Annotated in this window: 21 protein-coding genes; 3 read left to right on the top strand and 18 right to left on the bottom strand. The window is 59.3% G+C overall.

Going from position 1 to position 25,587, the window contains the following annotated elements; translation table 11 throughout:
- Nucleotides 1-26 precede the first annotated feature (26 nt).
- The 8 genes from HMPREF2751_RS09615 to eccCa form a co-directional block, all read right to left on the bottom strand.
- Entirely contained in the window at nucleotides 27-1,715 is a 1,689-nt protein-coding gene (locus HMPREF2751_RS09615) for a VanW family protein (protein WP_049193322.1), read from the bottom strand.
- Between the two features lie 43 nt (nucleotides 1,716-1,758).
- The gene (locus HMPREF2751_RS09610) at nucleotides 1,759-3,681 is read right to left on the bottom strand and encodes an acyltransferase family protein (RefSeq protein ID WP_070595930.1); all 1,923 of its coding nucleotides are present in this window, start codon (nucleotides 3,679-3,681) and stop codon (nucleotides 1,759-1,761) included.
- A 220-nt stretch (nucleotides 3,682-3,901) separates the two neighbouring features.
- Nucleotides 3,902-4,462, bottom strand: coding sequence for a 30S ribosomal protein S9 (rpsI, locus tag HMPREF2751_RS09605; protein ID WP_016422091.1), 561 nt, complete (start codon nucleotides 4,460-4,462; stop codon nucleotides 3,902-3,904).
- Entirely contained in the window at nucleotides 4,459-4,902 is a 444-nt protein-coding gene (gene rplM, locus HMPREF2751_RS09600; RefSeq protein WP_005509852.1) for a 50S ribosomal protein L13, read from the bottom strand. Before rplM ends, rpsI begins: the two co-directional genes overlap by 4 nt.
- Nucleotides 4,903-5,222: 320 nt before the next feature.
- Nucleotides 5,223-5,510, bottom strand: a complete 288-nt coding sequence (locus tag HMPREF2751_RS09595) for a WXG100 family type VII secretion target (RefSeq protein WP_005509924.1) — start codon at nucleotides 5,508-5,510, stop codon at nucleotides 5,223-5,225.
- A 73-nt stretch (nucleotides 5,511-5,583) separates the two neighbouring features.
- Nucleotides 5,584-5,910, bottom strand: a complete 327-nt coding sequence (locus HMPREF2751_RS09590; RefSeq protein ID WP_005510029.1) for a WXG100 family type VII secretion target — start codon at nucleotides 5,908-5,910, stop codon at nucleotides 5,584-5,586.
- Between the two features lie 202 nt (nucleotides 5,911-6,112).
- Entirely contained in the window at nucleotides 6,113-7,501 is a 1,389-nt protein-coding gene (locus HMPREF2751_RS09585) for a type VII secretion-associated protein (protein WP_070595929.1), read from the bottom strand.
- Nucleotides 7,501-11,328 (bottom strand): type VII secretion protein EccCa, encoded by a 3,828-nt coding sequence (gene eccCa, locus HMPREF2751_RS09580; protein ID WP_168164784.1) that lies wholly within the window; start codon nucleotides 11,326-11,328, stop codon nucleotides 7,501-7,503. The genes HMPREF2751_RS09585 and eccCa overlap by 1 nt, the downstream gene beginning before the upstream one ends.
- A 194-nt stretch (nucleotides 11,329-11,522) precedes the next feature.
- On the opposite strand from eccCa, the gene eccD reads away from it, so the two are divergent.
- Nucleotides 11,523-12,938, top strand: coding sequence for a type VII secretion integral membrane protein EccD (gene eccD, locus HMPREF2751_RS09575; RefSeq protein ID WP_224783772.1), 1,416 nt, complete (start codon nucleotides 11,523-11,525; stop codon nucleotides 12,936-12,938).
- Nucleotides 12,939-12,952: 14 nt separating this feature from the next.
- Nucleotides 12,953-14,191 carry a type VII secretion-associated serine protease mycosin gene (gene mycP / locus HMPREF2751_RS09570; protein WP_246823226.1) on the top strand — a complete coding sequence of 413 codons (1,239 nt, stop codon included), beginning with the start codon at nucleotides 12,953-12,955 and terminating at the stop codon, nucleotides 14,189-14,191.
- On the opposite strand, the gene eccB is transcribed toward mycP, so the two are convergent.
- The gene (gene eccB, locus HMPREF2751_RS09565; RefSeq protein ID WP_070545647.1) at nucleotides 14,150-15,592 is read right to left on the bottom strand and encodes a type VII secretion protein EccB; all 1,443 of its coding nucleotides are present in this window, start codon (nucleotides 15,590-15,592) and stop codon (nucleotides 14,150-14,152) included. The genes mycP and eccB overlap by 42 nt on opposite strands.
- A 114-nt stretch (nucleotides 15,593-15,706) precedes the next feature.
- On the opposite strand from eccB, the gene HMPREF2751_RS10680 reads away from it, so the two are divergent.
- Entirely contained in the window at nucleotides 15,707-16,861 is a 1,155-nt protein-coding gene (locus HMPREF2751_RS10680; protein ID WP_016422084.1) for a hypothetical protein, read from the top strand.
- Nucleotides 16,862-17,450: 589 nt separating this feature from the next.
- Here the strand turns inward: HMPREF2751_RS10680 and HMPREF2751_RS09555 are convergent.
- From HMPREF2751_RS09555 to map, 9 genes are all read right to left on the bottom strand, one after another.
- Complete coding sequence (locus tag HMPREF2751_RS09555) at nucleotides 17,451-19,592, bottom strand: DUF6541 family protein (RefSeq protein WP_070595926.1); 2,142 nt, start codon at nucleotides 19,590-19,592, stop codon at nucleotides 17,451-17,453.
- A 59-nt stretch (nucleotides 19,593-19,651) separates the two neighbouring features.
- Nucleotides 19,652-20,542, bottom strand: a complete 891-nt coding sequence (locus HMPREF2751_RS09550) for a tRNA pseudouridine synthase A (protein WP_042388414.1) — start codon at nucleotides 20,540-20,542, stop codon at nucleotides 19,652-19,654.
- A 293-nt stretch (nucleotides 20,543-20,835) separates the two neighbouring features.
- A complete protein-coding gene (gene rplQ, locus HMPREF2751_RS09545) occupies nucleotides 20,836-21,306 on the bottom strand; it encodes a 50S ribosomal protein L17 (protein WP_016422080.1) in 471 nt (156 codons plus the stop codon).
- Nucleotides 21,307-21,343: 37 nt separating this feature from the next.
- Nucleotides 21,344-22,369 (bottom strand): DNA-directed RNA polymerase subunit alpha, encoded by a 1,026-nt coding sequence (locus HMPREF2751_RS09540; RefSeq protein ID WP_016422079.1) that lies wholly within the window; start codon nucleotides 22,367-22,369, stop codon nucleotides 21,344-21,346.
- Between the two features lie 73 nt (nucleotides 22,370-22,442).
- Nucleotides 22,443-23,048 carry a 30S ribosomal protein S4 gene (gene rpsD, locus HMPREF2751_RS09535; protein WP_005509964.1) on the bottom strand — a complete coding sequence of 202 codons (606 nt, stop codon included), beginning with the start codon at nucleotides 23,046-23,048 and terminating at the stop codon, nucleotides 22,443-22,445.
- A 24-nt stretch (nucleotides 23,049-23,072) separates the two neighbouring features.
- Nucleotides 23,073-23,477: a 30S ribosomal protein S11 gene (gene rpsK, locus HMPREF2751_RS09530; RefSeq protein ID WP_016422078.1), complete on the bottom strand. Its 405-nt coding sequence runs from the start codon at nucleotides 23,475-23,477 to the stop codon at nucleotides 23,073-23,075.
- Nucleotides 23,478-23,480: 3 nt separating this feature from the next.
- Nucleotides 23,481-23,849: a 30S ribosomal protein S13 gene (rpsM, locus tag HMPREF2751_RS09525; protein ID WP_005509836.1), complete on the bottom strand. Its 369-nt coding sequence runs from the start codon at nucleotides 23,847-23,849 to the stop codon at nucleotides 23,481-23,483.
- A gap of 296 nt (nucleotides 23,850-24,145) precedes the next feature.
- Nucleotides 24,146-24,367, bottom strand: coding sequence for a translation initiation factor IF-1 (gene infA / locus HMPREF2751_RS09520; protein ID WP_016422077.1), 222 nt, complete (start codon nucleotides 24,365-24,367; stop codon nucleotides 24,146-24,148).
- A 284-nt stretch (nucleotides 24,368-24,651) separates the two neighbouring features.
- Complete coding sequence (gene map, locus HMPREF2751_RS09515) at nucleotides 24,652-25,452, bottom strand: type I methionyl aminopeptidase (protein ID WP_070595925.1); 801 nt, start codon at nucleotides 25,450-25,452, stop codon at nucleotides 24,652-24,654.
- Nucleotides 25,453-25,587 lie beyond the last annotated feature (135 nt).

Below are 25,587 nucleotides of genomic sequence, written 5' to 3'. Positions count from 1 at the left end.
TAGCCGGTCGCGCAGGCGAATCCAGACTAGCCACAGGACACAATTGGCTGCGGGTCATAAACCGTAGTCTGAGTTTCACGCGAGATTTCCGCGCCCGAGAGGTCCCGAATGACGCGTGTGTCGGAAGTGGTAAAGCCCTGCGCACCCGACGACGGCTGGCAAGAGCTGCCACTGACCTGCATACGCTGCGGTTGCGTGTATGCCCAACGGCCACCATTGATGGACTCGACGTTGACCTTCTTCACACCCTTGATGCGCACAGTGACGTCGGAGCCAGTAGTAACGGCTTCGATGAGAATCGGAGTGTCGGAACTGTTCTTAAACGCTAGGTCGATTGCGCCCTCGTACACCGTCGCCTCACGGCCGGCCGGGTAACGCGAAATGTAGTAGCTGTGCGGGGTGTGCGCGACATCCTCCATGCCCGCAAAGTACGAAGCATTGTACAAAGTGGTGGCGAACTGGCTAATGCCACCGCCGACAGCCTTATCCGCATGGCCGTTGAGGATGATGCCCGACTCGACAAAACCCTGCGCAGTACCGCGCGGCCCCGTGTAGCCGTTCAGGCTGAATGTATCGCCCGGCGCCACGAATGCGCCGTTGACCATCTGCGACACCAGGGCAATGTTTGTTCCCGATGCCGAGCTGAAGCCACCGGTGGTGAACTCACCAATGACATCATCGAAGGTGGCACTTTCCGCTTGTTCGGTGGTGTAGGTGGCGGGCTTGTCCTCGTAGACCGCATCGAACTCGCGCTTATCCGTCGAAGTCACACGCTCGGCGAAGTCCTTCATAGTTTCATCCCACTTCACGGCTACGCCATCAACCGAGGGGACCACTTCACGCGCACCACCGCTAAAGCGTATCGACGCATTGCGCTTATCAACCTCGGAAGCAGCCAGCCCCTCCTCGAGGATCTCGCGTGCGCGGTCGACATTGATATCGGCGGCCAATCCACCGTCGCGCGGCACAAAGCTGATGATTTCAGCCATGCGCTCCGGCGGAATTACACCATCTTTGCCATCGCGGCCCTTGGCAACAATGGGGCCCGACACCGCATCGGCGGCCTCTCCTTCAGCTGCCTCACGGACCTGATCCTCACCGATAGCCGGGTCGTGCGCGGTGGTCTCTACATCGATGCCCTCCGGCGACAACCACTTGGCGGCCAAATCCCCGCTGACCGCATTGCGGTCGACATCTTGGCCGATGACCGGTGGAGTTGTTTCCACGCGGCCGTCGACAAGCTTGACCTCGCCATCGACGGGAGCAATAGTCAGTTCGCCGACGAGACGGTCGACCTGCGGCTCGAACTTAGAGCTATCGATATCGCTGACCAAATCCAGCTCACGGGTAGTAAAGAAACTGCGCACCCAGGTAACTGGGTTCGCCGTCTGCTTACCCGCCTGCGCGACCGTCTTCTCCCAGTCGATGCTCAGCCCCGCCTCCTCGGGCAGAACCTCCGCCGTGCGTTCGCCGGCACGAAACGCCACTGGATGAGTGGAAAGATCACCGAGCTGCTCTTCGAGCTTCGCCTCAGCGTGATTCGCGCTCAGCGTGCTGATGTCAATACCCGCGACGGTAGACCCGCGCGGGACATGGTCCTTGTTCAGCACGTAATCGACAGCGTAAAACACACCGAAGAGTGCGAAGATACCGAGGACGATGCCGAGGAAAATCTTTAATCCACGGTGACTGGAGGAAGACTTTTGTTTGGCCACAGCCACTTACTTTACCGTGGAAACACTACTAACTAGATTTTTATTAGATTCCGCAGGTGTCCGGAATGCGTTTCTTGTTCTTCGCATACTGCTGGAAAGCATCGACCACGGCATTGGCATAGACCTCGGCGCCATCCGGGGTCGGGTGGATAAGGTCCGCGCGCAGCTTGGACAAATCATCACGCACACCATGACACCAGTCAGCCACATAGACATTGTCGCGCTTCTTTGCCGCGTCGAGGACTTCCCTCTCCGACTGCGGCATCCACACACGATCACCGTACGGGTTGATGAGGACAATGATGCGGTCTTCACCCAGCGAATCGAGGATCTCATCCAACAGGTGTTCGTCCGATGCCGCAGCCGACTGATTGATACCAAGACCCAGCACGACGAATGGATCGAGCGTACCCGCCGCCTTCATACTGGCGATAATCTCTGGCGCAGCCGGATAACCACGAGAAACAGCCGCATCGATATAGATACCGGGCAGCTTCTCTTCCAACGCGGACGCCGAGGCGAGCATCACAGAGTCGCCGATAGCGGTGATCTGGTCACCACGCGGCATAACGCGCTTGGCCAACTCGGCTTCCTCCGCCTTTTGTGCCTGTGCACGGCGCTCAGCTGCCTCCTGTAGCTGTGCCTCCAAACGCGTCATCTTCGGCGCCGTGGCCATTCCCACAACTGCACCAACCACGACGACCAGCGCCAGCCCTGCTGCAACGCGCGGCTTCCAGGAACCGGCAAACTGCGTGCCCGAAAACTGCGACATCCAACGGCGGTAACCCATCCGGCGAATTGGCGATTCCACATTCTTGTACGACCAGTTCGCCAAAAGCAGCGATAGCGCGATGCCTGCGAAGGCAGCGAGGTTCTCATACTGCATGGCCTCATTGCGCTCCAGCAGTTCGCGGATGAGCACGATGACCGGCCAGTGCCACAGGTACAGCGAGAAGGAAATCTTTCCCAGCCAGCACAGTGGCTTGAACTCAAAAATCTGACGCACGGGTGAGACACCGCGAACGACAAGATAGAGAATCGCCACCGACAGCAACGAGGCGAACACCAACCCACCGCGGTAAGTCGCCGACGCAGTATCCGACATCATCAGCAGAACCAACGAAAGGAAGATCAGAGGCAGCGAGGCCACTACGAAAGCTTGGGCAGAACTGCCAAAGAAGTCCCGCAGCAGGGGTTCTGTGCGTGGCCAGGAGTCCGCCTCTGCGCGTGACGACGTCGATGTCAACCACAATGCGAGGGCCGCGCCAAACAGGAGTCCAAAGGCGTGAGTATCGGTACCGTAGTAGACCCTCGTGGGGTCGACCTTCGGATCGTAGAGCGAGACCACCCACACGAAAGAAGCAACCGCCCCAATGCCCGCCACTGCTGCCAGCTTGCGAGATGCCAGCTTCAGGGCGAGAAGAGCCACAAAGATCAATGGCCAGAGCAAGTAGAACTGCTCCTCCACCGACAGTGACCAGTAGTGCGCTAACAGCTGCACTCCGGAATCCGCGAAATAGGACTGAGAACCCGCAATCTGCGTCCAGTTATTGACGAAAAAGACCGTGCCGAGAAACTGCGTCGACAAGCCAACAGCGGGATCCCCGCCGACCAGACCTGCGACGGCGATGGAAATAAACAACACGAACATCGCAGCCGGAGCGATGCGGCGCAGTCGACGGAGCCAGAAGTCCTTTAGATCGATGCGCCCAGTGACCGCGCGTTCGCGCACCAGAAGCGAGGTGATAAGAAATCCGGAGAGCACGAAGAAGATATCCACACCGATGTAGCCACCGGGCAGCACATTATCGAAGTAGTGGTAGATCACCACTGTGGCAACGGCCAGACCGCGCAGCCCATCAATGCCTGGTACGCGTCGAATGCGGAAGGGATGCTTCGCCACCGACGACGAGCTAGAGGAGCTCTTCGCGTCGGAGGTCTTGGTGGCTGTGGTGCTCACCGCCATACGATTTCCTTCTTCCCATCGCACTGCAATCGCACTTTCATCGCACTGCAATCGCACCGCGATAAACGATTCTCGTGGCAGTTTTTAACGGATAAAAGTCTAACGTACGGGGCTTGTCTCAAAAATGCAGCCATGCCTGGTCACGGCGGACTTTAACCCAAAAAAGCACCTCGGCTTGCGTGTAATACGCAAACTGAGGTGCTTTTCGAAGCAGTAAAGCTTAACGCTTGGAGTACTGCGGTGCGCGACGGGCCTTGTGCAGACCAGCCTTCTTGCGCTCGACAGCACGAGCGTCGCGGGTGAGGAAGCCAGCCTTCTTGAGAACGCTGCGCTCCTCCGGGTTGAACTCGTTCAGGGCACGAGCAATAGCCAGGCGCAGAGCACCGGCCTGACCGGACGGGCCACCACCGTTGATGTTGGCCTTGATGTCGAACTGGCTCTCGCGCTCGACCAGGACCAACGGATCCTTGATCTCCTGCTGGTGCAGCTTGTTCGGGAAGTAATCCTCGAGCTCGCGGCCGTTGCAGACAATCTTGCCGGAACCAGCGGTCAGAACGACGCGGGCGACAGCGCGCTTACGACGACCGACAGTCTGAATCGGACGATCCAGGGTCAGCGGTGCAGCCGGAGCAGCCTCAGCCTCGGTCTCGGTAGCAACTGCGTCGCCGATGGAAGAGGTGAACTCTTCAGTGGCAGCAGCAGCGGCAGCCTGAACATCATCGTAGGAAGCCTCGGTGGCCTCTACGTTCTGGTTCTCATTGACGTCCTGTGGGTTGGTCACTGTGCCACCGCCTTGATCTCGTAGTTTTCAGGCTTCTGACCGGCGAACGGGTGCTCGGAACCGGCGAAGACGTGCAGCTTCTTGATGGACGCACGCGAAAGCTTGTTGTGCGGCATCATGCCCTCAATAGCCTCAGCGATAACACGCTCCGGGTGAACCTCGAGGGAACGACCCAGGGTCATCGACTTCAGGCCGCCCGGGAAGCCCGAGTGGCGGTAGCGCATCTCACGTTCCCGCTTGTTCGAGGAGACGTGCACCTTATCGGCGTTGATGATGATGACGTGGTCACCGCAGTCGACGTTAGGGGCGAAGTAAGCCTTGCCCTTACCGCGCAGCAAGTCTGCGGCGTGAGTAGCCAGACGGCCGAGAACAACGTCGGTAGCGTCGATGACGTACCACTTGCGCTCGATGTCACCGTCCTTCGGATGGAAAGTAGACAACATGACTCCTTTTAGGGTCCGTGTAGATTTGCCAGCCACCGTGCACACTGTTGTTATTCCCCGGCGGCCGGTGGAGACCCGAGGCAACATTCACGTGTGCGCACACAGTTTGACTACTCTACCTTGAGACGGCACTAGAACAAAAAATGCCAAAGCCAGTCTCAGCCGCAAACTGCTGAGACTGGCCTTCCCCCCCCCCTGGAGTGCTGCTAGCAAGAATACTTCAAAGGCAGATACCTAACTGAAGATCTCAATTGAGCAATGTCCTCCCCTCCCCCGGTTACATAGCTCAATCAAAAGTGCCTCAATCAGGAACCAAGCTATCCCCAGCTAGCTGCCGCGCGGCGGTTAATATCCGCCATTCGCTGGCTACCTGCGCTGACCGTATCCGCGATAGTCGTGAGAATCATATTGAGCTCCTCCGCTGCTGTGTCCCATTCACGCTGAGCCTCCTGGTAAGAATCCGACGATTCACCCTCCCACGTAGAGACCATCGGCGCGATGCGCTTCTTCAAATCTCCGAGCAGCCCGTTGATGGTGCCAGAAGTGGACCGAATGTCATCGGCAGCACCGTCGATGCCGCCAAAACTGTACCTAATTGGTTGCATTAAGAACCCTTTCCCCAAAAGGTGATGTGTGTTGTGTGATTCAGTGTTGTGGTTGTGCGATTCGACAAAACGTTTAGAGGTTCAGCAACGACGCACCCGCTGCTGCCACCTGCTTGAACGACGACGCCCCCTCGTCCTCGCCCGCATCGAAGCTGCTGGAATTTGCGCGGATGTTATCCGCGATATCCGTCAGCGCATTGGATAGACGCATAGCTGCGTCATCCCAACGAAGCATCAGATCATCGAAGCTGTCTTTAGCCTGGCCCTTCCATTCCCCCGCCAGACCGTCCACGACGCCTCGAATGCGACCCAGCTCGCCCTGTACTTCCGAGTTGACGCCATCGACGTCCCCCGCGGTAGTGGTCATTTGATCTGATTCGGCTGCAAATAGGTTTGCCACTGTTTCCCCCTTATTCGTGTTGAGTGACTGATTAACGACGGCATTTTTACCTCCCCGCGCGAGCCAGCCAGCTTCCCGCGTTAAAAACCCGTCATATTGTTTGGCGCGAAAAACCCCGATTCGGTTCCATTTTGGTTTTCCAACCTTTACCCCTGCCTACCCCCGCCCATCCCCCAGTCACTTTCTCTACGCCCCTCGCGTATTACGGCACCGGCCGAGCGCTTACTACTGCCTGGTCGCATACGGGTCGTACCGGCGCAATAGTCCTTCCTCTGAACTGGCACCCCACACTGACTTGAGTTCCGTCCATCACTTTGTGATGCCAGAGCACTATCGAATTACCTGACGGCAGCCGCTCCTCTACGACTACGACATCGGTGCCCAGTACTTGTCTGCGTTCCGGCGCGGACTTTGTCTCATCCCCGGCAACGGAGCTGCTCAAAGCGGCGGCTAGATGTTCAAGCGCCATGTCCTGCGAAAGCGGGCTAGCGAGCACCAAGACGCGCATATCTCCGCCATCCACCGCAATCAGACGGTCTAACGGACTTGCCGAGTCAAGCTCCCACCCGCCGGGAAACCGAGCTTCCACGCCCGCATTGGTCAGTTTGACTACGGGAGCAGAATCGGGACCTGGTTTCGATGTGGATGGAGGCGTCGTTACAGGAGGCGTAGTTACAGGAGGAGCCTGTGCGTGCGATGTCTCACGCTGCTTCTGTCTCCCCTCGTTCTCCCTGCCTATGCCGCCACTAACGAGCCATGCAGCAATCCCAACAATCAGCACCACCACCGTCAACAAACCAACGGCAGCTACTGACACAACTGCGCTTTGATTCGACGCTGAGCTGACTTCTGCCCTGGCTGCAGGACGCCGCCCCGCGAAATCCTCCGACGGCTCCACTTCACCGGCTTCAGCGTCGCCGATGTTTTTCAACCAGGCCGGATTTACGCACTCCCCGAGCCGCGATGCTGGGCAGTCGAAGACTAAAAATCCACGGTCGCGCAGACGATCGACTAGTAGAGCTCGCCGCGGGTTCGCTAGCCCGGGTGGAACTTCGCCGACGATGAACTCAATATCCTCCTGCCAGCGGGGCGGATACTCAGTGATACCGCGCCCACCACTAACTTCCACATCATCGGGTATCCCCTGGGGCGCATCCGGATACATGGTCAGCTGATAAGCCAGCGCAATGACTGTTTCCACCAATGGTGCGCTGTCGTTCGCTCCGACCAAATGTGTCATCCGACTGGCAATGTGGCCCCCGCTCAGACGAGTGACACAGACACGCGTTTCTTCTACTTCCACCAACACGCTATGAGACACAGTTGCCTCATCGAGTTCCACAACGGCGTCGGCAAGCGTCAGGATGTACGGATTGAGTTCAGCAGCCAATAGCGCGGAGGCCAACCGGCACTGTCGCACAGCACCCCAATAGCTGGGCACAATGACTGTTTGCATGCTCTCGAGAAGCGGTCTAGGGCCATGCACCGCCAGTTCTGCGGTGTCTGCAGGTGCCGCGAGTCCCCACAGGTGCCAGGTGCCGTGGCGCAGCGTCGGGGTCTGGGTGGTGGAAGAAGATTCGACCCGAATCATCAACTGTCCTCCTGGTCACCAGCGGTATCCAACCAACCCAACTGCACAATCTGCGGACTCTGGCCGTGCGCCACCCAATAGCCACGGCCCGGCGGCTGCTCGCAGGGCTTTACGCCGAGGATGGGGCCGTCGTCGCGTGTGCCGTCCATAACAAAGACGCTGGCACCCTGGTCCTTAACCGCACCCATGACCGGGTCGTGGAGGGACCGCAACGCCCCGCTGATTCGACGGGCAAAAAAGATATTGAGCCCAATGTCGGCGGCGTGAGCGATGACTTCTGCCAGCGGCTGCAAGGGGTTACCCCGCGAGCCGGCCACGAGGTCATAGTCGTCCACGATGACATTGATGGTTGGACCACTCCACCAATTTCGGGCCTTCAACTGCGCTGGGGTGATATCCGGTTGCGGGAGACGAGCCTTCAGTACCTCTGCCAGCTCTGCCAGCATGGGTGTCGCCACCGCAGCCGAGCCCGCATAGCCGGCCAGCCGCTCTTGGGGCACGGCCTCCATTAGCCCACGGCGGTAGTCAATTACGACGAATTTCGAGTCCGACTGCGAGTACCGCAACTGGTGAACGATGCCCCTCAGCGCGGCGGTTCTGCCGCTGCCCGCCGAACCGAATATCAGTAGGTGACGATCCTTTTCTGGGTGGAATATCACCGCGCCCAGACCGGCTTCTTCGAGCCCCACTGCAATCGCACCTCTCGCAGCGGCCGCTGGTCGCGGCAAACGCGCAATATCAATCCGCCGCGGCAACAACTGGAGCTTTGGTGCCTGCTCACCGTGCGGCGCTGTCTCTGCAATCCGCTTAGTGTCCGCAGCGCCGGTGAGAGCTACCAGTATCGCAAACCCGCCCGGCGCGACTCCGCGTCCTGGGCTCTCCGGCACCAGCTCCGCTGCCTTACGGTCAATCATTGAATCCATCGACTCCGCCTGCCGCAGCTCGATCCGAGTACCAATCAGGTCGCGAACGGCAGGTCTCATGTCCGTCCAGCGATAGGCCGTGAGCAGGACATGAATTCCCACCGCCAATCCATCTGCAACCAGCGCCTGCACATCGTCACTCAGCGCCGGAAACTCCGTTTTGAACGCACCCCAGCCGTCAATGACCAACACCGAATCCGGCTGTCCTGCCGCCCGTGCGACTTCCGGAGAGAGCCATCCATTAGTGCGAAAGAGCTGTTCCCGACGACTTACCTCACGACGCAAAAAACCAATCGTACGGCGAATAAGCTCCTCGTCTCCGCGGTGTGCAACCGACGCGACATGCGGCAACTCAGCCAGGTCGCTCAAGCCGCCCGCACCACAGTCGACGATATAAAAATGCAGGTCACGGGCGCTGATGCCGTCGGCAAGCGCGAGGATCGCTGTGCGTGCGGCAGTGGTCTTTCCTGACCGCGGCGCTCCGACGATTGCCATGTGCCCGCCGGTCGTGCGCAGGTCAATACGCAGTGGGTCCTGACGCTGAAACAGCGGCTTGTCCACCAGCCCAATCACACCGGTCAATCGCTGTCGCGGCAGCTGCTCGTCGGGCTGAAGCTCGATGGCCTCCGGCAATGGTGGCAGCCACACCCGATGCGCACGTGTCGGTACGTGCGACACCGCTGCCACCACGGCACCGAGCACCGTCTGCTCCGATGTCTGCGCAGGCGGATCTACCATTCCGCCATCGCTTGACGACGCACCGAAAGCCTCCCGCGTCCAATTTTCAGCGGTAAATTCAGCGACAGCTGCGACCTGCCCCTGCAGCCCCTGCTCTGCCCCAGCCGTCGCACCGTCAATAGGCTGCGGACGGACCACCGGTCCGGAAACATACGCCGACCGGAACCGCACCGGCTCGGCGGCAGCAGATTTGATATAGCCGATGCCCGGGATGGCCGGCAGATGATAGGCGTCCGGAACGCCCAGCACGCTGCGGGACTCCGCGACGGAAAAGGTCTTCAACCCAATACGATAGGAAAGATGGCTTTCCAACCCGCGCAAGCGGCCTTCCTCCAGACGCTGACTGGCCAGCAGCAAATGCATGTGCAAACTACGCCCCAACCGACCAATCGCAACGAAGAGCTCAGCAAACTCCGGGCGTGCGGAGAGCAGCTCCGAAAACTCATCCACCACAATCAGCAACGCAGGCATGGGTGGCGCATCTATCTGCCCAGTGCGTCGGGCTTGCTCATAATCGCTGACACCGGCAAAATTCCCCGCAGCGCGTAGCTGCTCTTGACGCCGCGTCATCTCACCCCGCAGTGCGTCTTCCATGCGGTTGACCAGGATAAGCTCCTGCTCCAAGTTGGTAATCACCGCCGAAACATGAGGCAATTGATCCAGGCCCAGAAACGTCGCCCCGCCCTTGAAGTCCACCAGCACAAAGTTCAACTGATCCGGACTGTGCGTGGCTGCGAGCCCTACCACGGTCGTTCGGAGGAATTCCGACTTACCCGATCCTGTGGCGCCAACGCACAAACCGTGTGGCCCCATGCCGCCCTCGGCACTCTCCTTAAAATCCAGATAGACCGGCGCGCCGCTGTCATCAGCCCCCACAGGAATTCGCAGACGCGCACTGCCGTAGCGCGGTCGGTAGCGCAGAGTTGTCGGAGGCGGATACAGCCCGAGCTCCTCCATCACCGGATCTTCCGAGGTCTTAACGGAATCATCTGCGCTTGTTGGTACTTCAAAACGCGCCAAGCTCCGCCCAAGCACCTCCGCTTCTGCTGGACTCAGCTGATCAGGTACGCCAATCTCCTCCCGTCCGGACGCGGTTTCCGCATGCACAGCAGTAGTGGAAACAACCAGCGCGATGCCATGGTGAACCGCTGCCTCCCACAACGTTGACTGCGCTTCCACGACGGTCAGTAGTACTACCGAGGTCTCCGACCCCGCCGCGTCAAAAATCGGTGTCAGTTCAGTGACATCGTGCTGTCCGTTCGAATCCGCCAGCACAATCAGAACTGCAGCTGGCAGTGTGTCGATAGCCGTGAGCAGCTCAGTCAGCTGCGCACACGTCGCCGCCCGCAACCGCGCTGGGCCACAGGCATCAGTAACTGCGGGGTGTCCGTGGTGTGGCGTCCATTTCAGCCATTCCCACTCATCTCCCACAACTGCAATCAGGCAATCCTCCGGATGATGCAGCGCAGCAGCTTGGGCGACCATTGCTCGAGCCAGCCCCTGCGCCGCGGTATCTCCAGTGAGCGCGATGATCTCAAAGGCTGACACATCTATGGCAAAGGGCACTCCCTCAACCTGACGAGCCGATCGAATAACTTCCCGCAGTGCTACGGCGGAAACCGGATCCAGTTTCTCGGGCGCCGGAATTGCCGGTGGTGTTACAGGCGTTGCGGGCTGCTGCGTTGCCACCCCGATGCGCAGCTGCAAGAAATCCGAGTCCCCCTTTCGACGCTCGCACGCCCGCCCCATCGCCCCCAGCTGCCACAGAGTTCCAGGCCGAGGGTGGATAAACTGCGCCGATTCACGCTGCATCCTCGCTGCTTTCGCCACCGCGCGGCGAATACTGGACAAATGCCTCTGATAGTCCTTCCGCGCCGGTGCCATGTCCTTATTTCCCGCCCCGCCCGACACCATCATGCCCACAGTGGAAAACACCATCATCAGCGGAAACATAAACGACATCGGGTTACGTCCCATCCCAGAGACAAACATCAACACCACCATGCCGACCACCGCCACGACCATGATTAACGGCATGAGTGCACGCATCAGCGGCACCGGCTGTGGCTCCGGCGCTTCTGGAGGCGCATCCGGCGCGATTGTGCCCGTCATAGGCTGCGGCCCCGCTTTTCGGGTAGCCGAAATCTCCGCCTGTGCACTAGTCACAAAAATCCCCCCCGCTATGTGTCGCCCCTTGTGTTCACTCGACGGCCAATCCCCCGACCAATCGGTGTACGCATAGCTTAAAACACACTCCGGATTCTCGCAGCGCATGACCGAAACTGATAGCGGGGGCACGCGCAGTTACTACTCCGAGTAGCGCTCTAGCGAGTTGTACGACACTCTAGAGGGACTAAAGCATGCAGAATTCATGGGGGAAATACATGCTGGGGGAACTCATTCGCGTGCGCATTGATGCCGCACACATGCCCGAAGACACCAACCGAGCACACGCAGACCTTGCGTTACCGACCAACGTCGCAATCGCCGCACTTGTACCGGATATCCTGCAAATTTTCGATATCGACATTGCGGACTTCCCGCTGGCACAGTGGCAGCTACGGACCGCCACTGGCACGATTTTGCTTGCCGACGACACCCTGAACGATGCCGGTATTGCACCAGGCGAACGCCTGGTTGTTATCAACGACCCAGGTCCCGTGCCCAAACCTCGACTCTTCGATGCCGCCGATGCTATTACCGACACCACCTATACCGATGGTATCGGGACGGCTGATTTGGTTGTTGGCTGTACCGCCGCCCTCGTGGCCACGGCTTCAATCGCAGCTGCCTCACTGAGCTTGAGCAGTACCGATTCCACACTGGCCGCGGCAATCAGCTTCATCGCGCTGCTGGCAGTAGCGGGTGGACTGCGCCTGGCGCTGTTGCGTAGCGCAAAACCGGCGATTGTCATGTCCCTGGAGCTGCAAGTGCTCATTCTGGGCACCTCTTCGGGGCTCTGCTTCGTTGGCCTCGACCTACACCGCATACTCACCGACTGGCCGCCGACTGCTGCGATTAGTGTCGCGCTTGCCGTCATCGGTTTGATTTTTCTCATTTCCAACACCGGCGACGGCGACAACCGCATCACCGTTACCCTGGGCGCGACGAGTCTCAGTGCTGCAGTTACCTTCGGTATTTACGCTGCGGCTGTCGCACTTTTCCACAACTCGGTTCAATCAGGAGCGCTCACCGCTGCTAGTGCAGTCATCCTGATACTGCTGGCACCTTCCATCGCTATCAAGGCTGCCGGTATTCGCGTACCCAAAGTCCCTGCCGCCGGCGAGAGCTTCGATGACAGCGAAACTCCCGAAATATCCCACAACGCACCTAAGCGAGCGGGGTGGATCCTCGATGGCATCCTCTGCAGTGGCACCGGAAGTCTCAGCATCTTCACCCTGGTGGTACTTTTCTCCGGAGCCTATGCGAACAAGTGGTGGCCTCTAGGCATGGCTGCTGCTGTCATAGTCTTTTGTGCAATTCACTCCCGTGGCCAAGCCCGGAAAGTAGCTTCCACCTGTACTGCTTTAGCTGGTCTTGCCGTCATTGTGGCCGTCGCCTTTCAACAGTGGTTCGAGGGCAATTGGCCAGTCGCCGCTGGCCTGGTCGTCCCCATGCTTGCAGCCACTGCCTTAGCCGCATTTCCCGCGTCACGCATCTCACCTACAACGCGCCGCATAGCTGAGCTAACCGAGGCCTGCAGCATCGCCGTCATTCTGCCCATTGCGGCCATCATTGCCGAATTCCCTGAGTTCGTAAGTGGGTTCTTCCAGTGAAAAACCCACTTTTCATGAATGCCATAAAAACTCGTCTCACCGCCACGGCCGCACTTTCCACAGTGCTTATCTCGACGTTGACGGCGGCCACCGCAGTAGTACCGTCGGGCATCGCACCAATAGCGGCTGCCCAGAACAGCCAGGACTGCGTGGCCACGATGCTGTCGTCGGAAAGCGCACTGCATGAACCGACGGTGATCGAAAAAGCTCTTCGGTTTCGCCAAGCATGGCAACTGACGACGGGTGCGGGGATTACGGTGGCGGTAATCGATACCGGGGTCTCACCCAATGAGCGCCTGGGCGAGGTTCTCGACGGTGGCGATTTTGTCGACGGCAACAGCGGGTTCGTAGACTGCGACGGTCACGGAACTCTAGTAGCCGGCATTATTGCAGGCCGGCCCGGTGCCGATGGTTTCGCCGGACTGGCGCCCGACGCGCACGTGTTGTCGATAAGACAAACGGCCGATGGCGAAGGAAATTTGGAGTCGCTGGCACAAGCTATCGACAGGGCCGTCGCGGAGGGCGCGCGGGTCATCAATATCTCGCTCACATCGTGTGCCCCGGCAGGCGTAATGCCCCAAGGTGCAACAGATGTTGCCGAGAGCGTCGCACGCGCGGAAGTCTCAGGCGCAGTAGTGGTCGCAGCGGCAGGCAATAAGGGCGATAGCTGTCAGGACGGATCCGTAGCGTGGCCCGCAGTTCTGCCGGAGGTAATCGCAGTATCAGCAGTACAGTTCGACGATGCCGGCCAAGCACAGCCCGCGGAGTATGCAATCACGGGACAATGGGTCAATGTCTCCGCTCCCGGCGGCCCCGTACTCGGTCCCGATCCGCGCACCCCCACCGGTCTCATAGACCGCCACGTGTTCGGGTCTGGGGAGAACACCCGAGCTCAACAGATTGCCGGCACCAGCTTTGCCACGCCAACCGTGTCGGGCACAGCTGCCCTGCTGCTGGCACGAAACCCAGAGCTTTCCCCAGCACAGGTTCGCGACATCATCCTTAGTTCCGCGAGCCCAATTAGTTCCGGGCTCGGCCTTGGTCGCGGCATCGTTGCACCTTATGACGCTCTGATTTGGACCACTGTGGACACCGCTGCGCAGCACGCAGCCAACCCCGCTGCCGCACCGGCTCCGCCGGATCTGCTTTCTTCGCAGGAGCGCAATGCACCGCTCCGGGCGACTGGACTGCTCCTGATATGCGCACTGGGCCTAGGTGCCTGGCTGCTCTCGCGTCCCGGACAGCGGCCCTAGCGCCGCCTGCTTACTCAGCTCAGGGCCTCCGCGCAACGCGGCCACCACTTCCCAGTCCACTGGTCGCGTGCCACCGCTATCGGCATTGGTTGATGCATTAAACCCGAGGGCGGCCAACGTCGTGCGATCGTGCACAGCAAAGCGCATCCCCTCTGGAGAAATGACGTGTACGGCCCCATTTACGCTTACTGCAATCGAGCTGCGCTCACGGCTGCGACCATCCACGAAACCGTCGACGGCCGCACCCGAACCGTCGGCATGCGGGTAATCCACGTGCCGCCCCTCCGGAGCATGCTGCGACCACTGCACGAGAGCTTGCGGCCGTCCTGCTATCCGGCCGGCACACAACCAGCCATCAGCATCGGCAAACGTCAGCGGCTTTTCAGGTAGCCCCGGGACTGCTGGCGCATTCGCAACGGGAACTGCCGCCAGCTGCCCCTCACTGGCCTGCAGAACTGGGCTATGCGCAGCTAATAGCTCTCCTAGCACCGGGGAGAGAATCGCGGCACCGTCGTCAAGCACGATAACGCGCCGCTGCCCGACCTCAACCACATTGCCGACTGTGTCGAATGGAGCGGCGAAGTGCGTGGGTGCGCCGCGGTTCGGGATTGCTGGCGCGGCCAGAATCGGAACCTCCGGAATCGTTCTGAGCAACGCAGGGCTGACAGGCCGGACTGCGGCGCGTTCCAACCCCAGCGCTCGAGAAACAGCGGCGTGCTCCGGGTGGTTGACATCCAGCCGCGAGCGGTAGCCCTGCGTAATCAGCCAGAGGTTTTGGCCATCGGCAACGACGGCACTGTCCGAGTGGGTTCGGGTAAGCTGCTGCGGTTCCGCACGGACTTCTTCAAGACGCGCAAGCGACTCTGCAACAATCCACGGCTGCCCGAGGTCTTGCACCGTCCGCTCGCATAAAGACAGTGCCAACTCCGGCGCACCTGCACTGCCCCTCTTGGCAGCTCCCGAGGCACCAGAGCCTGCCGGCGCGGCCGGAACTGCTGGTGCGCCCTCAATCCCGACAGCAAAACTGATGTCCTCTTTGTCCAACTCGCTACTGCGCACCCGCTTCGGCTCAGCAGGATTGCCCAAAATTAACCGCGCCGATGCGAGATTCGCGACTGGATGCAATCGACCATTGACACGTACATGCAGGCCCTCCGACCCCGATACGACAATCAGCTGCTCATTGGAGCTCGAACCGCCCTGCGGCCGCACCAACGACAGCACCGCAGTGCCGGCGGCCAGTAAAACCACCAGCGCACAGCCGATAAACAGTGCTCGCGTACGCGTGCGCAGAGGATCGTGCAGCATTCGCGAATCCGCACGCACAAGCGCGTGCTCAATCCGACGAATCAAGAATCGATGACCGCTGACCTGGCTAGGCGTAGTCGGCGTACGTGGCATGAGTTTCCCCCAAAACTATTCCCCCAAATAATCTCTACCCTGCAGAGTAAGCCAGGCCGCGCTACTGTGCGACCAGGGGAATTTTAGTGGGGAACATATTGGGGGGATTTTCACATGCCATTGTCATTGTGGCTACTCATTACAGCAATAACCATCACTGCAGGCGCGCATGTCCCTGTGCGCGGCCGCAGCCTTCGTGACCGCCTGCGACGCACCGAACCAGGACAACTCATCGGACTACGTCTCACACCAGGCCTGCGAAGCCAGCTAAGCGCTGCGGATATCGTCTCGCTTGCCGACGACAGCCCAGTGACCCTGGATGCGCTGTGCTTTTATCACATTGCGCCGGAAGTCCGCGGAGAGCATGCGCACCGCTACTTCCGAGCAGCCGAGCGCTCCGGCACAGCCCCTGAACCCTGGACACATCTGGTGGCAACTCTTCCGGTGGAAGCCTCCGCTGACCAAGCCCTACGCTTCCTCATCCACCGGCTGGGAACCCTTGGTATTCGCGCACGGCGATTGACGGCACCGGAATGTGCTCTGACTGAGAGCTCTGCGGAGGTCGTGCAGCTGCGCCGCACTGGACGCTCTCATCATGTGGCGGCGTTGGGACGCAAACCGCACCTGTGGTTAAGCCGACAACGTGACATCGCTATCACTAATGGTCCGGCGCAGGTCATAGGAGCCGGGAGCAGTGGACAAACCATCACAATGTGTCCCGCGAACGTCCCCCGATTGGAGGTCGACTGCGGCAATCAGGACATTTGTGAGCTGCTCATCGGAATGCTCTCGCTCGGCTATCGAGTCGGGATTCGCACGTCCCGTCCACATTTCTATACTGTGGCTCTTGATCTGGGCGCAGTACTTCTCGCTCGAGCTGGAGACGACACCGTCGATGTGGTTGTTGTCGAAGAGTATGAGCCCGACCTGTGTACTGGAATCGCGAGAATCATCGAGGTCAGTCGTACAGGTTCGCCCACGGCAGCAGCAGCGGAAATGCCAGCTTCGTGCCCTCGACTGGCGATGGGCGAATTCACCTGGACGCTATCTACCGCCCGCACTACCGATGAATTGCAGCCACTAGCTATGCGGGCAACTAGCGGTTTAGTCCCGGAATCAACGCACCCAAATCTGGCAGACCGCCCGGCGCCTGGGAGCCGTCAGGCTCCCCCTGCTGCGCCGGGTCATTCGGAGCGCCATTTTCTTGGCCACCCGGCTGACCGCCTGCTGCAGGAGGCACATCCTCCTTCGGCATCTGTGCACCAGTGACATTGCCATTGTCGATAGTGGCAGCGCCCGCTGGTCCCGAGCACTCCAGAGTAGACGGGCCATAGGCCGCGCAGTTGTAACCGAATGCGCTCAACTGAGAATTCGCTGGCAGCGTCTTCATCTCACCCGCCGGCGGGAACGTAAGGACCTCGTAAGTAACTCCCCCCGGGTTCCAGGACACAGCATTGGCGGGAACCTTGTTTCCCGTGCCGTCATCGACCATCGGAGGATTGGCAAGATTCACCTGGCAGGCCAAGTAGGCGTCACCGCTCAGATCGTTGAGGAAGCAGCGTGTCGTGCCATCCTCCAACTGAAAGAGTCGAGTATTTGGGCCGTCCGCCGGGGTGTAATCCGCATCATTGACCTGGGTGATTGCAGGAGTTTCCGTCGGCGTCTCTGATTTTGTCGGTGTCGTCGACTCTTCAGTCGGCTTCGGCGGAGTCGAGGATTTAGTCTTTGCGGAAGAACTGACGGAGCGATTCGAGACTTCCGGCTTAGCCGGCTCGTCGTCTCCACATCCGGCCAGCGCGAAAGTCATCATCACACCGGCTGCGATCGTTGCCATAAATTTATTCATCCGCATGGTGTCCTAACCTACCCGACCATCGCTCCATCCCCTAGTAGCCGAGGGAGGAATTACTTCCGGAGAACTAGCTCGCATCTCGTCGATGCGTTCTGGCGTAATCACGTCATTGAAGGCGAAGATAGTTACTTCCCTATCTCGATAAACAGGGGTTACCCCTGGAGCTACCCAGAGCCCTTCACCAGGAAACTCTAAATCCTCCTTGGAATCCCAAATACCCGGGGGTGACAAATAGATGAATCCCACGTTCAGCTTTCGGGCTGAGCGATCGACATCGTTCACCCCATCCGGCCGATCGGGGTCTGGAAAACCGAGGTAATCAGCGTGCCAATACAGCATTGAGGTAGCAGTCCACTTATTCGCCACTGGCCAATCATAGTGCGGGAACACTACCGGCAAGTCATTGCGAGCGTACATCCAGCTGGACCCCTCCGGCGGATTGGTAAACGTGCGGTACTTATGTGCCTCCGGCTGCTCGGCCAACCAATCAAATGCCTTTAAGTCAGCCTTGGAAATGATTTGCCATTCCCTAGGGCTCTTGTAGGCGAAATCCGCAGCGCTAGCATTAGACGCCACTCCATAGACCACAAGTACAGCAGAGCTCACCGTCGCTAAGCTCAACCCCAGAACTCGCCCCGTCGATGGCACTTTTGACTCACTAATTCGAGCCGCCCACGCGCAGCCCCACGCAACGGCGATACCCGCAAGCGCGGAATACAGGTACGCGGTGACCATCACCAACCGGTGAGGCGTCGAATAGTGAAGATCCGTATACAGCGCGAGAATATCGCCCGGCACGCCACCAAAATGATTGAGCGCGTGGGTCGTCATCAACACCGAAACAAACCAGGCCGGTACTACCCACACCCGTCGGCGCGAAGTATCCGCGAAAACCAAAAACGCCATCCCGATGAAACCGAGGATGATGATTGGCCAGAACGGCCGGAATTCCTCAGTGTGGCGGGTCAGCATTGTGGCGCCTCGATACCACGCATCGAAACGATCGAGGTCGTCTACTTCAGCGCTAACCGCGCGCACATCCTCGGTCTGAGAAGTTCCCGTAAGCCACTGCGGCAGTAGTACTGCCACTGCTGGCACAAAGGCGGCTGCAATCACCGCGACGTCGTAAAGCTTGGCGCGAACCGCACCCAGTTCAGGATGCGCGGGACGCGGCAGGCGGTAGCACAACCACCAAATTGCACCGAGCATAACGACTGTAGGCACCGATGCCGGATGGAGCTCTCCGATACCGATTATCGAAAGCGCAGCGCTCAAGATGCGCTGAGGTGCGTGTGGGAGCGACGTAACATAGGCAAAAACGGTAATCGCTAGCGCAATCGAGACCTGGTACGGCCAGGCCCCCACGAAGACCCCGACGGGCATCAATACCGGAAGCGCTGCGGAAACAAGCGCCGCAACCCCCGCAGCAACGGCGGTGGACAGCTTTCGGCGATCAATAATTCGCCAGGTCAGCGCCGCAGCCGCCGTGGGTATGGTCACGGCCGGAATGATAATGCCGAGGTAATTGACCGCCTCGGTGATTGGTAGACGGACAATCAATATCCAAAGCGCACCGAACGCATGCCATGCGGCGGGATAGTAGGACACCGCCTGAGTTTCCACATTCTGAATCTCGCCCATTCTAGTGGCCGAGGCCATGCCGTCTTCCGTAATCGAACGGAGCACACTTGCATGCCAGAGTGTGTCCCAGCCTTGCTGGATGGTCGCCATCCCCTCGGACATTGAAGCGATGCGGCCGATAGCGGTCCACGTGAGAACCGCCGCTGCGATGATGACTCCGATACTTGCGATTAGCCCATAGCCCAACTCGCGCCATCGACTTGCGGCGGGCGGCTGCGTCTCGGCCGACACTGAGCGATCGACACTACCGCGCCGCCGCCGAATCAAAGCGCTGCCGCCACTCCAGCAAAGCGCGAGAAGTAGTGTCACGGCCCAGCAGATAGACGCACTGACCAAGGTGAAGCGCACTTCGATAGCGCCGAGCGCCCACCCTGCGGTACCTGCGATACCAAACGTCACCGCAGGACCGAGGGCCAGCGCCCACGGAGTACGAACGCCGCTGGCTCTCACTACAACAGCGCCGGGGATTACGAGCAGCGCAACCAAGCTAACAATTGCCCACACCACTACCGAACACTCCTCCTACGGTCACTTTCTTCAGGGAATATTACCGAGAGCTTGTACATTTAAGCCTCGTCCCCATCTGTCCGGGCATCACGACGCTCGCGGGTCTGCTCCGCCCTGGCCGCCAAATCAGCATCGCCGGGGTAATCAACACCTACCAGGCTGAGCCCACGCGCCTCTGCCACCGGGACCAACGGGGAACGCTTCCCTTCACTCAACAACTGTTCAGTGAATCCAACCGCACGTCGCCCCTCACCGACACTAAGGCAGGCCCCAACCAGTGAGCGCACCATAGACCAGCAGAACGCGTCGGCAGTCACATGGGCCTCGTACAGCTCTGGTTCTTCCCGCGTAGATACGTCGAACCACTGGAACCGCTGTAGATCTCTAGTGGTCGTCGCATGTGGCTTGTGTCGACAAAAAGCGGCAAAGTCATTGAGCCCCAGTAGGGCATCAGCCGCCACCTGCATGCGGTTGATGTCCACTGACCGCCGCCAGTGGGCCGTATCGCGAGCACGGGTAGGAAGCGGGCCACTGACGCAACTAGTGACGCGATAGACATAGTGCCGACGTAACGCGGAAAAGCGGGCATCGAAACCCGGGGGCGCAAACGAGGTGCCCCGAAGCGTCACGTCCGCGGGCAATAGTCGCGCTACACGACGAACCAAATTACTCGGGTCCCCTGCGATAGAACGTGTGTCTAAACAGGAGACAGGAACATCTGCGTGAGCCACCTGCCCGGAGGCATGAACACCGGCATCTGTACGACCGGCCACAGTCAGTTGCACTGGAGTGCGCAACACCTTCTCCAGAGTGGATTCCAACGTCGCCTGCACAGTCCGCACCGGTTCTCCAGTAGGCTTATCGCGCTGAGCAGCCCAACCATGGAAATCGGTCCCGTCATAGGCAATGTCAAAACGCAACCGAACCAGGTCGGAGTCGGTGCTCCCCATAGCGGCTCGATCGGGAGAATCGCACGGGGTATCCGGAGTCGTTGGAGTAAGTGATGTCACGGTTAACAGATTGTAGCCGGGACCCCGGATTAGATAATCAGCAGTTTCCACCGCAGGGTCTCCGTATTGCTCTCAATGTTGGTGCGTAATCCGTCGGTGTAACCGGAGGCAGAACTGGAGTCGGGCGCTATGCACCGTCGTCAAGCACAAAGAACCCCCGGAAGAGCGTTCAGATATGAACTGCTCAACGGGGGTTCAAAGCTGTGACGGTCAGAAGCCGTCAGCGAGGGGAATTACTCCTCCTCTGCAGCCTCAGCCTCAGTAGCCTCAGCCTCTTCGGCCTTTGCCTCTTCAGCCTGCTTGGAAGCAGCAGCGCGAGTTGCGCGAGTTGCCTCAGCAGTTGCGGTCTCTTCCTCAACCAGAGCAATCAGAGAGATCGGGGCATTGTCGCCCTTGCGGTTACCCAGCTTGATGATGCGGGTGTAGCCGCCGTCGCGATCAGCGAACTGCGGACCAATCTCGTCGAACAGCTTCTTAACTGCGTAGTTGTCGTTAAGCAGCTTTGCAACGTTGCGGCGATCTGCGAGAGTGCCGCGCTTTGCCTTGGTGATCAGCTTCTCAACGTACGGACGCAGCAGCTTGGCCTTGGTGTCGGTGGTCTTAATCTTGCCGTGCTCGATGAGCTGCTTCGCGAGGTTGGCCAGAATCTTCTTCTGGTGCGAAGCGGAGCCGCCGAGACGGGAACCCTGCTTAGGGGTAGGCATAGGTATCTCCTCGTTTTAATGAAGTCGCGTCGGTGAACTACTCGTCGTAGCCAGCGCTTGCGCCATCAGTCCAGTCAGCGTCATCGCCCGAGGCAGCGTCCAAATCAGCGACAGCAGCCGGGTCGAAGTTGTTCGGGGAATCCTTCAGAGCGAGGCCAAGCTCAGCGAGCTTCTCCTTGACCTCATTGATGGACTTGTCACCGAAGTTGCGGATATCCAGCAGATCCGACTCGGTACGAGCAGCGAGCTCACCGACAGTGTGGATCTCCTCACGCTTGAGGCAGTTGTAGGAGCGCATAGAGAAGTCCAGATCCTCAATCGGAGTCTGGTACGCAGCGACATCCTCAGCCTCGCGCGGGCTCGGGCCAATCTCGATGCCCTCAGCAGCCTCGTTCAGCTCACGTGCCAGACCGAACAGCTCAACCAGAGTCTTGCCTGCCGACGCCATCGCGTCGCGGGCGGTGATCGAGTTCTTGGTCTCGACATCGATGATCAGCTTGTCAAAGTCGGTGCGCTGCTCAACACGAGTAGCCTCCACCTTGTAGCTGACCTTCAGAACTGGCGAGTAAATCTGGTCCATCGGAATGCGGCCGATTTCGCCACCGGAGTTCGGGGTCGCCGGCACGTAGCCACGACCACGCTCAACGATCATCTCAATATCCAAGCGACCGGAATCATTGAGAGTAGCGATGTGGTGGTCCGGGTTATGAATCTCCACACCTGCTGGGCACTCAATGTCTGCAGCGGTCACCGCGCCTGCACCTTCGCGACGCAGGTAAACGGTAGCCGGCTCATCGAACTCGCTCGAGAGCACCAGACCCTTGATGTTCAGGATGATATCGGAGACATCTTCCTTCACGCCCGGGATAGTGGTGAACTCGTGCAGCACACCGTCAATGCGGATGCTGGTGACTGCAGCGCCCGGAATGGACGACAGCAACGTACGACGAAGGGAGTTACCGAGGGTGTAACCGAAACCCGGCTCCAGCGGCTCGATAACGAACCGGGAGCGAGAGGAATCAATGTAGTCCTCAGTCAGCGTTGGGCGCTGGGAAATGAGCATTTTCGAAAATCCTCCAGGTGGCGACCGCTATATGACGCCATAGGGAATGAATGGATGCAAGCGAAGTTGGTTATTACTTCGAGTAGAACTCGACGATCAGCTGTTCCTGAAGCGGAATGTCGATCTGTGCGCGTTCCGGGGTCTGGTGCACGAGGATGCGCAGGGACTCAGGAACAACCTGAAGCCATGCCGGGACGACAGCGTCGACCAGGTTCTCCTGTGCCTCTTCGAACCAAATCATCTTCTGCGACTTCGGGCGCACGTCGATGATGTCGTACTGGCTTACCTGGAAGGACGGCACGTTGATCTTCTTACCGTTAACGGTGAAGTGGCCGTGGGAAACCAGCTGACGAGCCTGGCGACGGGTACGAGCCAGACCAGCGCGGTAGACAACGTTGTCGAGACGCGACTCCAGCAGGACGACGAGGTTATCGCCAGTCTTGCCCGGACGACGGTGAGCCTCGGCGTAGTAGCGACGGAACTGCTTCTCCATCACGCCGTAGGTGAAACGTGCCTTCTGCTTCTCCTGGAGCTGGAGCAGGTACTCCGACTCCTTGATACGAGCGCGGCCAGCCTGCCCCGGAGGGTAGGGACGACGCTCAAAGTTCATGTCGCCACCGACGAGGTCGACGCGGAGACGACGGGACTTACGGGTTGCGGGACCGGTATAACGGGCCATTTCTGTTCTCTCCTTACCCTATTCCTAGACGCGACGACGCTTCGGCGGACGGCAGCCGTTGTGCGGCTGAGGGGTCACATCCGAGATCGAGGACACCTCAAGGCCAGCGGCCTGGAGGGAACGGATGGCGGTTTCGCGGCCCGAACCCGGACCCTTAACGAAAACGTCAACCTTCTTCATACCGTGCTCCATGGCCTTACGAGCAGCGTTCTCGGCGGCCATCTGAGCAGCGAACGGAGTGGACTTACGAGAGCCCTTGAAACCGACGTGACCAGAGGAGGCCCACGAGATAACAGCGCCCTTCGGGTCCGTGATGGACACGATGGTGTTGTTGAAGGTGGACTTGATGTATGCGTGGCCCTGAGCCACGTTCTTCTTTACAACGCGACGGCCGGTACGACGGCCGCGTGCGGACTTCGGAGCTGCCATGTTTTACTTCTTCTTTCCGGCGATCGTCTTCTTCGGACCCTTACGCGTACGAGCGTTGGTCTTGGTGCGCTGACCACGGACTGGCAGGCCACGACGGTGGCGCAGACCCTGGTAGGAACCAATCTCAATCTTGCGGCGGATATCAGCCTGAACCTGACGGCGGAGGTCACCCTCGACCTTCCAGGTAGCTTCAATCACGTCACGCAGCGCAGCAACCTGCTCATCGGTGAGAGCGTCGGTGCGCAGATCCGGAGAGATGCCGGTCTTCTCCAGCAGCTCATTGGCACGGGCAGGGCCGATGCCATAGATGTAGGTAAGAGCGACCTCCATACGCTTGTTGCGTGGCAGGTCAACTCCAGCAAGGCGTGCCATACGGCAATTTCCTTCCGGTTGATGCGGTGGTTTACTCCACTGCCATCCTTCCCAAACCCGGCTTACTCGGTCGGACGCCGAGTCGCGCAAGTGTTATAGAAAGGCTCCAGCCACCGTTGCCGGAGGTATTCTCGCTTACTTCTGTGGAAAAGCTTTCATAAAGAACCGCCGCGCTAATCTGCTGAGACACCCGGTCTCAACATCACGCGGCCGTCACCAGAAGCAGCTAGGACGGTGGAGTTTCTGTCTAGTTAGTAAATAAGCCCATAACCACTACCAACAGTGGTCAGGTCGATTTACTTGTAGCGGTAGACGATTCGCCCACGCTCGAGATCGTACGGAGAAAGCTCCACTACGACTCGGTCTTCCGGGAGAATACGGATGTAGTGCTGGCGCATCTTGCCACTGATATGGGCGAGCACCTTGTGCCCGTTGTCCAGCTCCACTCGGAACATCGCGTTCGGCAAGGGTTCGACGACGCGACCCTCAACCTCAATTGCGCCTTCCTTTTTAGCCATGTCCTCCACGTCTCTCTGGCGGATACCCGGGACAATCCCGGCACCAGTTGGGAAATCTCTACTCTGCCTGGTGTTTTAGCAGTTCCGTGCAGGGATAATCATCACTGCAGCGACACTGCGCCCACACCATCGCCCAACTTTACACGCGACCTGCGTTTTTACCAAATACGACCACTATGGGACCGCCTGCAAGCGATGGCAGGCGGACTCTCTCTCCGCGTTCAGAATTCATCGCAGCCTTTATGGCGACATTCTGACCTTTCGCGTAGCCCCTCCCGCACTAGTTATTCATTTCGAGGAGTCAAAATACGGGGGCCGTCCGCTGTGGCGGCAACTGTGTGCTCCCAATGGGAGGCCGGCATTCTATCGGCGCTGACGACCGTCCAGCCGTCGTCAAGCTCATCACTACCCCACTCGCCGCCGAGAATGAGCATCGGTTCGATGGCCAACACGGAGCCTTCGACGATGCGGGGGCCCTTGCCTGCTTTGCCTTCGTTGGGGAGGAAGGGATCCATGTGCATCTCGCGCCCGATGCCGTGCCCGCCGTAGCCATCGACGATGCCGAGTTCAATATCGTGGCGCAGTTCAGCCTCACGGGTGGCCGTTTCAAGCGCATATGAAATATCGGTGAGGCGAGCACCCGGCACCATGGCCTTAATACCTTCGGCGAGGACCTCCGACGTCGCGATGTTTAGTTTTTCGACATCCTCACTCAGCTTTCCGACACCGAAAGTCAGTGCCGAATCGCCGTGCCAACCGTCCAAAATTGCGCCACAGTCAATCGAGACCAGGTCACCTTCGGATAGAACTGTGGCCGAGGACGGAATGCCATGGACGATAACTTCATTCACGGATGCACAGATAGATGCCGGGAAACCTTCATAACCAAGGAAAGATGGCGTTGCACCCGCATCGGTAATGACCTGATGCGCAATCTCATTGAGATCCGCCGTGGTCACCCCTGGCTTAGCGGCATCTCGGCAGGCTAGCAATGCACGACCGACGATCTCGCCGGCCGCTTGCATCGCATCCAGCTCTCCCTCGGTGCGGGCAGGAACTACTTTACGGCGGCGTCGAAAACTCATCACGCTGGTTGAGTCTACTCTGACTCAGAAGGGAACCACCGGCTAGCTGTACCCCGCCACCTACGAGGGCGCCGCTCGGATCGCTGCCACTTCCGAGAAATTTACACCCAAAGATGAGCTGCCCTACGATAACTG

Origin of the sequence: Corynebacterium sp. HMSC063G05 (assembly GCF_001810555.1) — a bacterium.
Classification (GTDB): domain Bacteria; phylum Actinomycetota; class Actinomycetes; order Mycobacteriales; family Mycobacteriaceae; genus Corynebacterium; species Corynebacterium jeikeium_D.
Note: the sequence above shows the minus strand (reverse complement) of the source record. Positions and strands in the feature narration are given on the sequence as shown.

Coding starts and splice junctions, on each gene's coding strand:
- mycP (WP_246823226.1), top strand. CDS start 12,953: ATGAATGCCATAAAAACTCGTCTCACCGCCACGGCCGCACTTTCCACA.
- HMPREF2751_RS10680 (WP_016422084.1), top strand. CDS start 15,707: ATGCCATTGTCATTGTGGCTACTCATTACAGCAATAACCATCACTGCA.
- rpsM (WP_005509836.1), bottom strand. CDS start 23,849: ATGGCACGCCTTGCTGGAGTTGACCTGCCACGCAACAAGCGTATGGAG.
- HMPREF2751_RS09610 (WP_070595930.1), bottom strand. CDS start 3,681: ATGGCGGTGAGCACCACAGCCACCAAGACCTCCGACGCGAAGAGCTCC.
- eccD (WP_224783772.1), top strand. CDS start 11,523: ATGCAGAATTCATGGGGGAAATACATGCTGGGGGAACTCATTCGCGTG.
- HMPREF2751_RS09595 (WP_005509924.1), bottom strand. CDS start 5,510: ATGCAACCAATTAGGTACAGTTTTGGCGGCATCGACGGTGCTGCCGAT.
- rpsK (WP_016422078.1), bottom strand. CDS start 23,477: ATGGCAGCTCCGAAGTCCGCACGCGGCCGTCGTACCGGCCGTCGCGTT.
- rplQ (WP_016422080.1), bottom strand. CDS start 21,306: ATGCCTACCCCTAAGCAGGGTTCCCGTCTCGGCGGCTCCGCTTCGCAC.
- infA (WP_016422077.1), bottom strand. CDS start 24,367: ATGGCTAAAAAGGAAGGCGCAATTGAGGTTGAGGGTCGCGTCGTCGAA.
- HMPREF2751_RS09550 (WP_042388414.1), bottom strand. CDS start 20,542: ATGGGGAGCACCGACTCCGACCTGGTTCGGTTGCGTTTTGACATTGCC.
- map (WP_070595925.1), bottom strand. CDS start 25,452: ATGAGTTTTCGACGCCGCCGTAAAGTAGTTCCTGCCCGCACCGAGGGA.
- rpsD (WP_005509964.1), bottom strand. CDS start 23,048: ATGGCCCGTTATACCGGTCCCGCAACCCGTAAGTCCCGTCGTCTCCGC.
- eccB (WP_070545647.1), bottom strand. CDS start 15,592: ATGCCACGTACGCCGACTACGCCTAGCCAGGTCAGCGGTCATCGATTC.
- HMPREF2751_RS09540 (WP_016422079.1), bottom strand. CDS start 22,369: ATGCTCATTTCCCAGCGCCCAACGCTGACTGAGGACTACATTGATTCC.
- HMPREF2751_RS09585 (WP_070595929.1), bottom strand. CDS start 7,501: ATGATTCGGGTCGAATCTTCTTCCACCACCCAGACCCCGACGCTGCGC.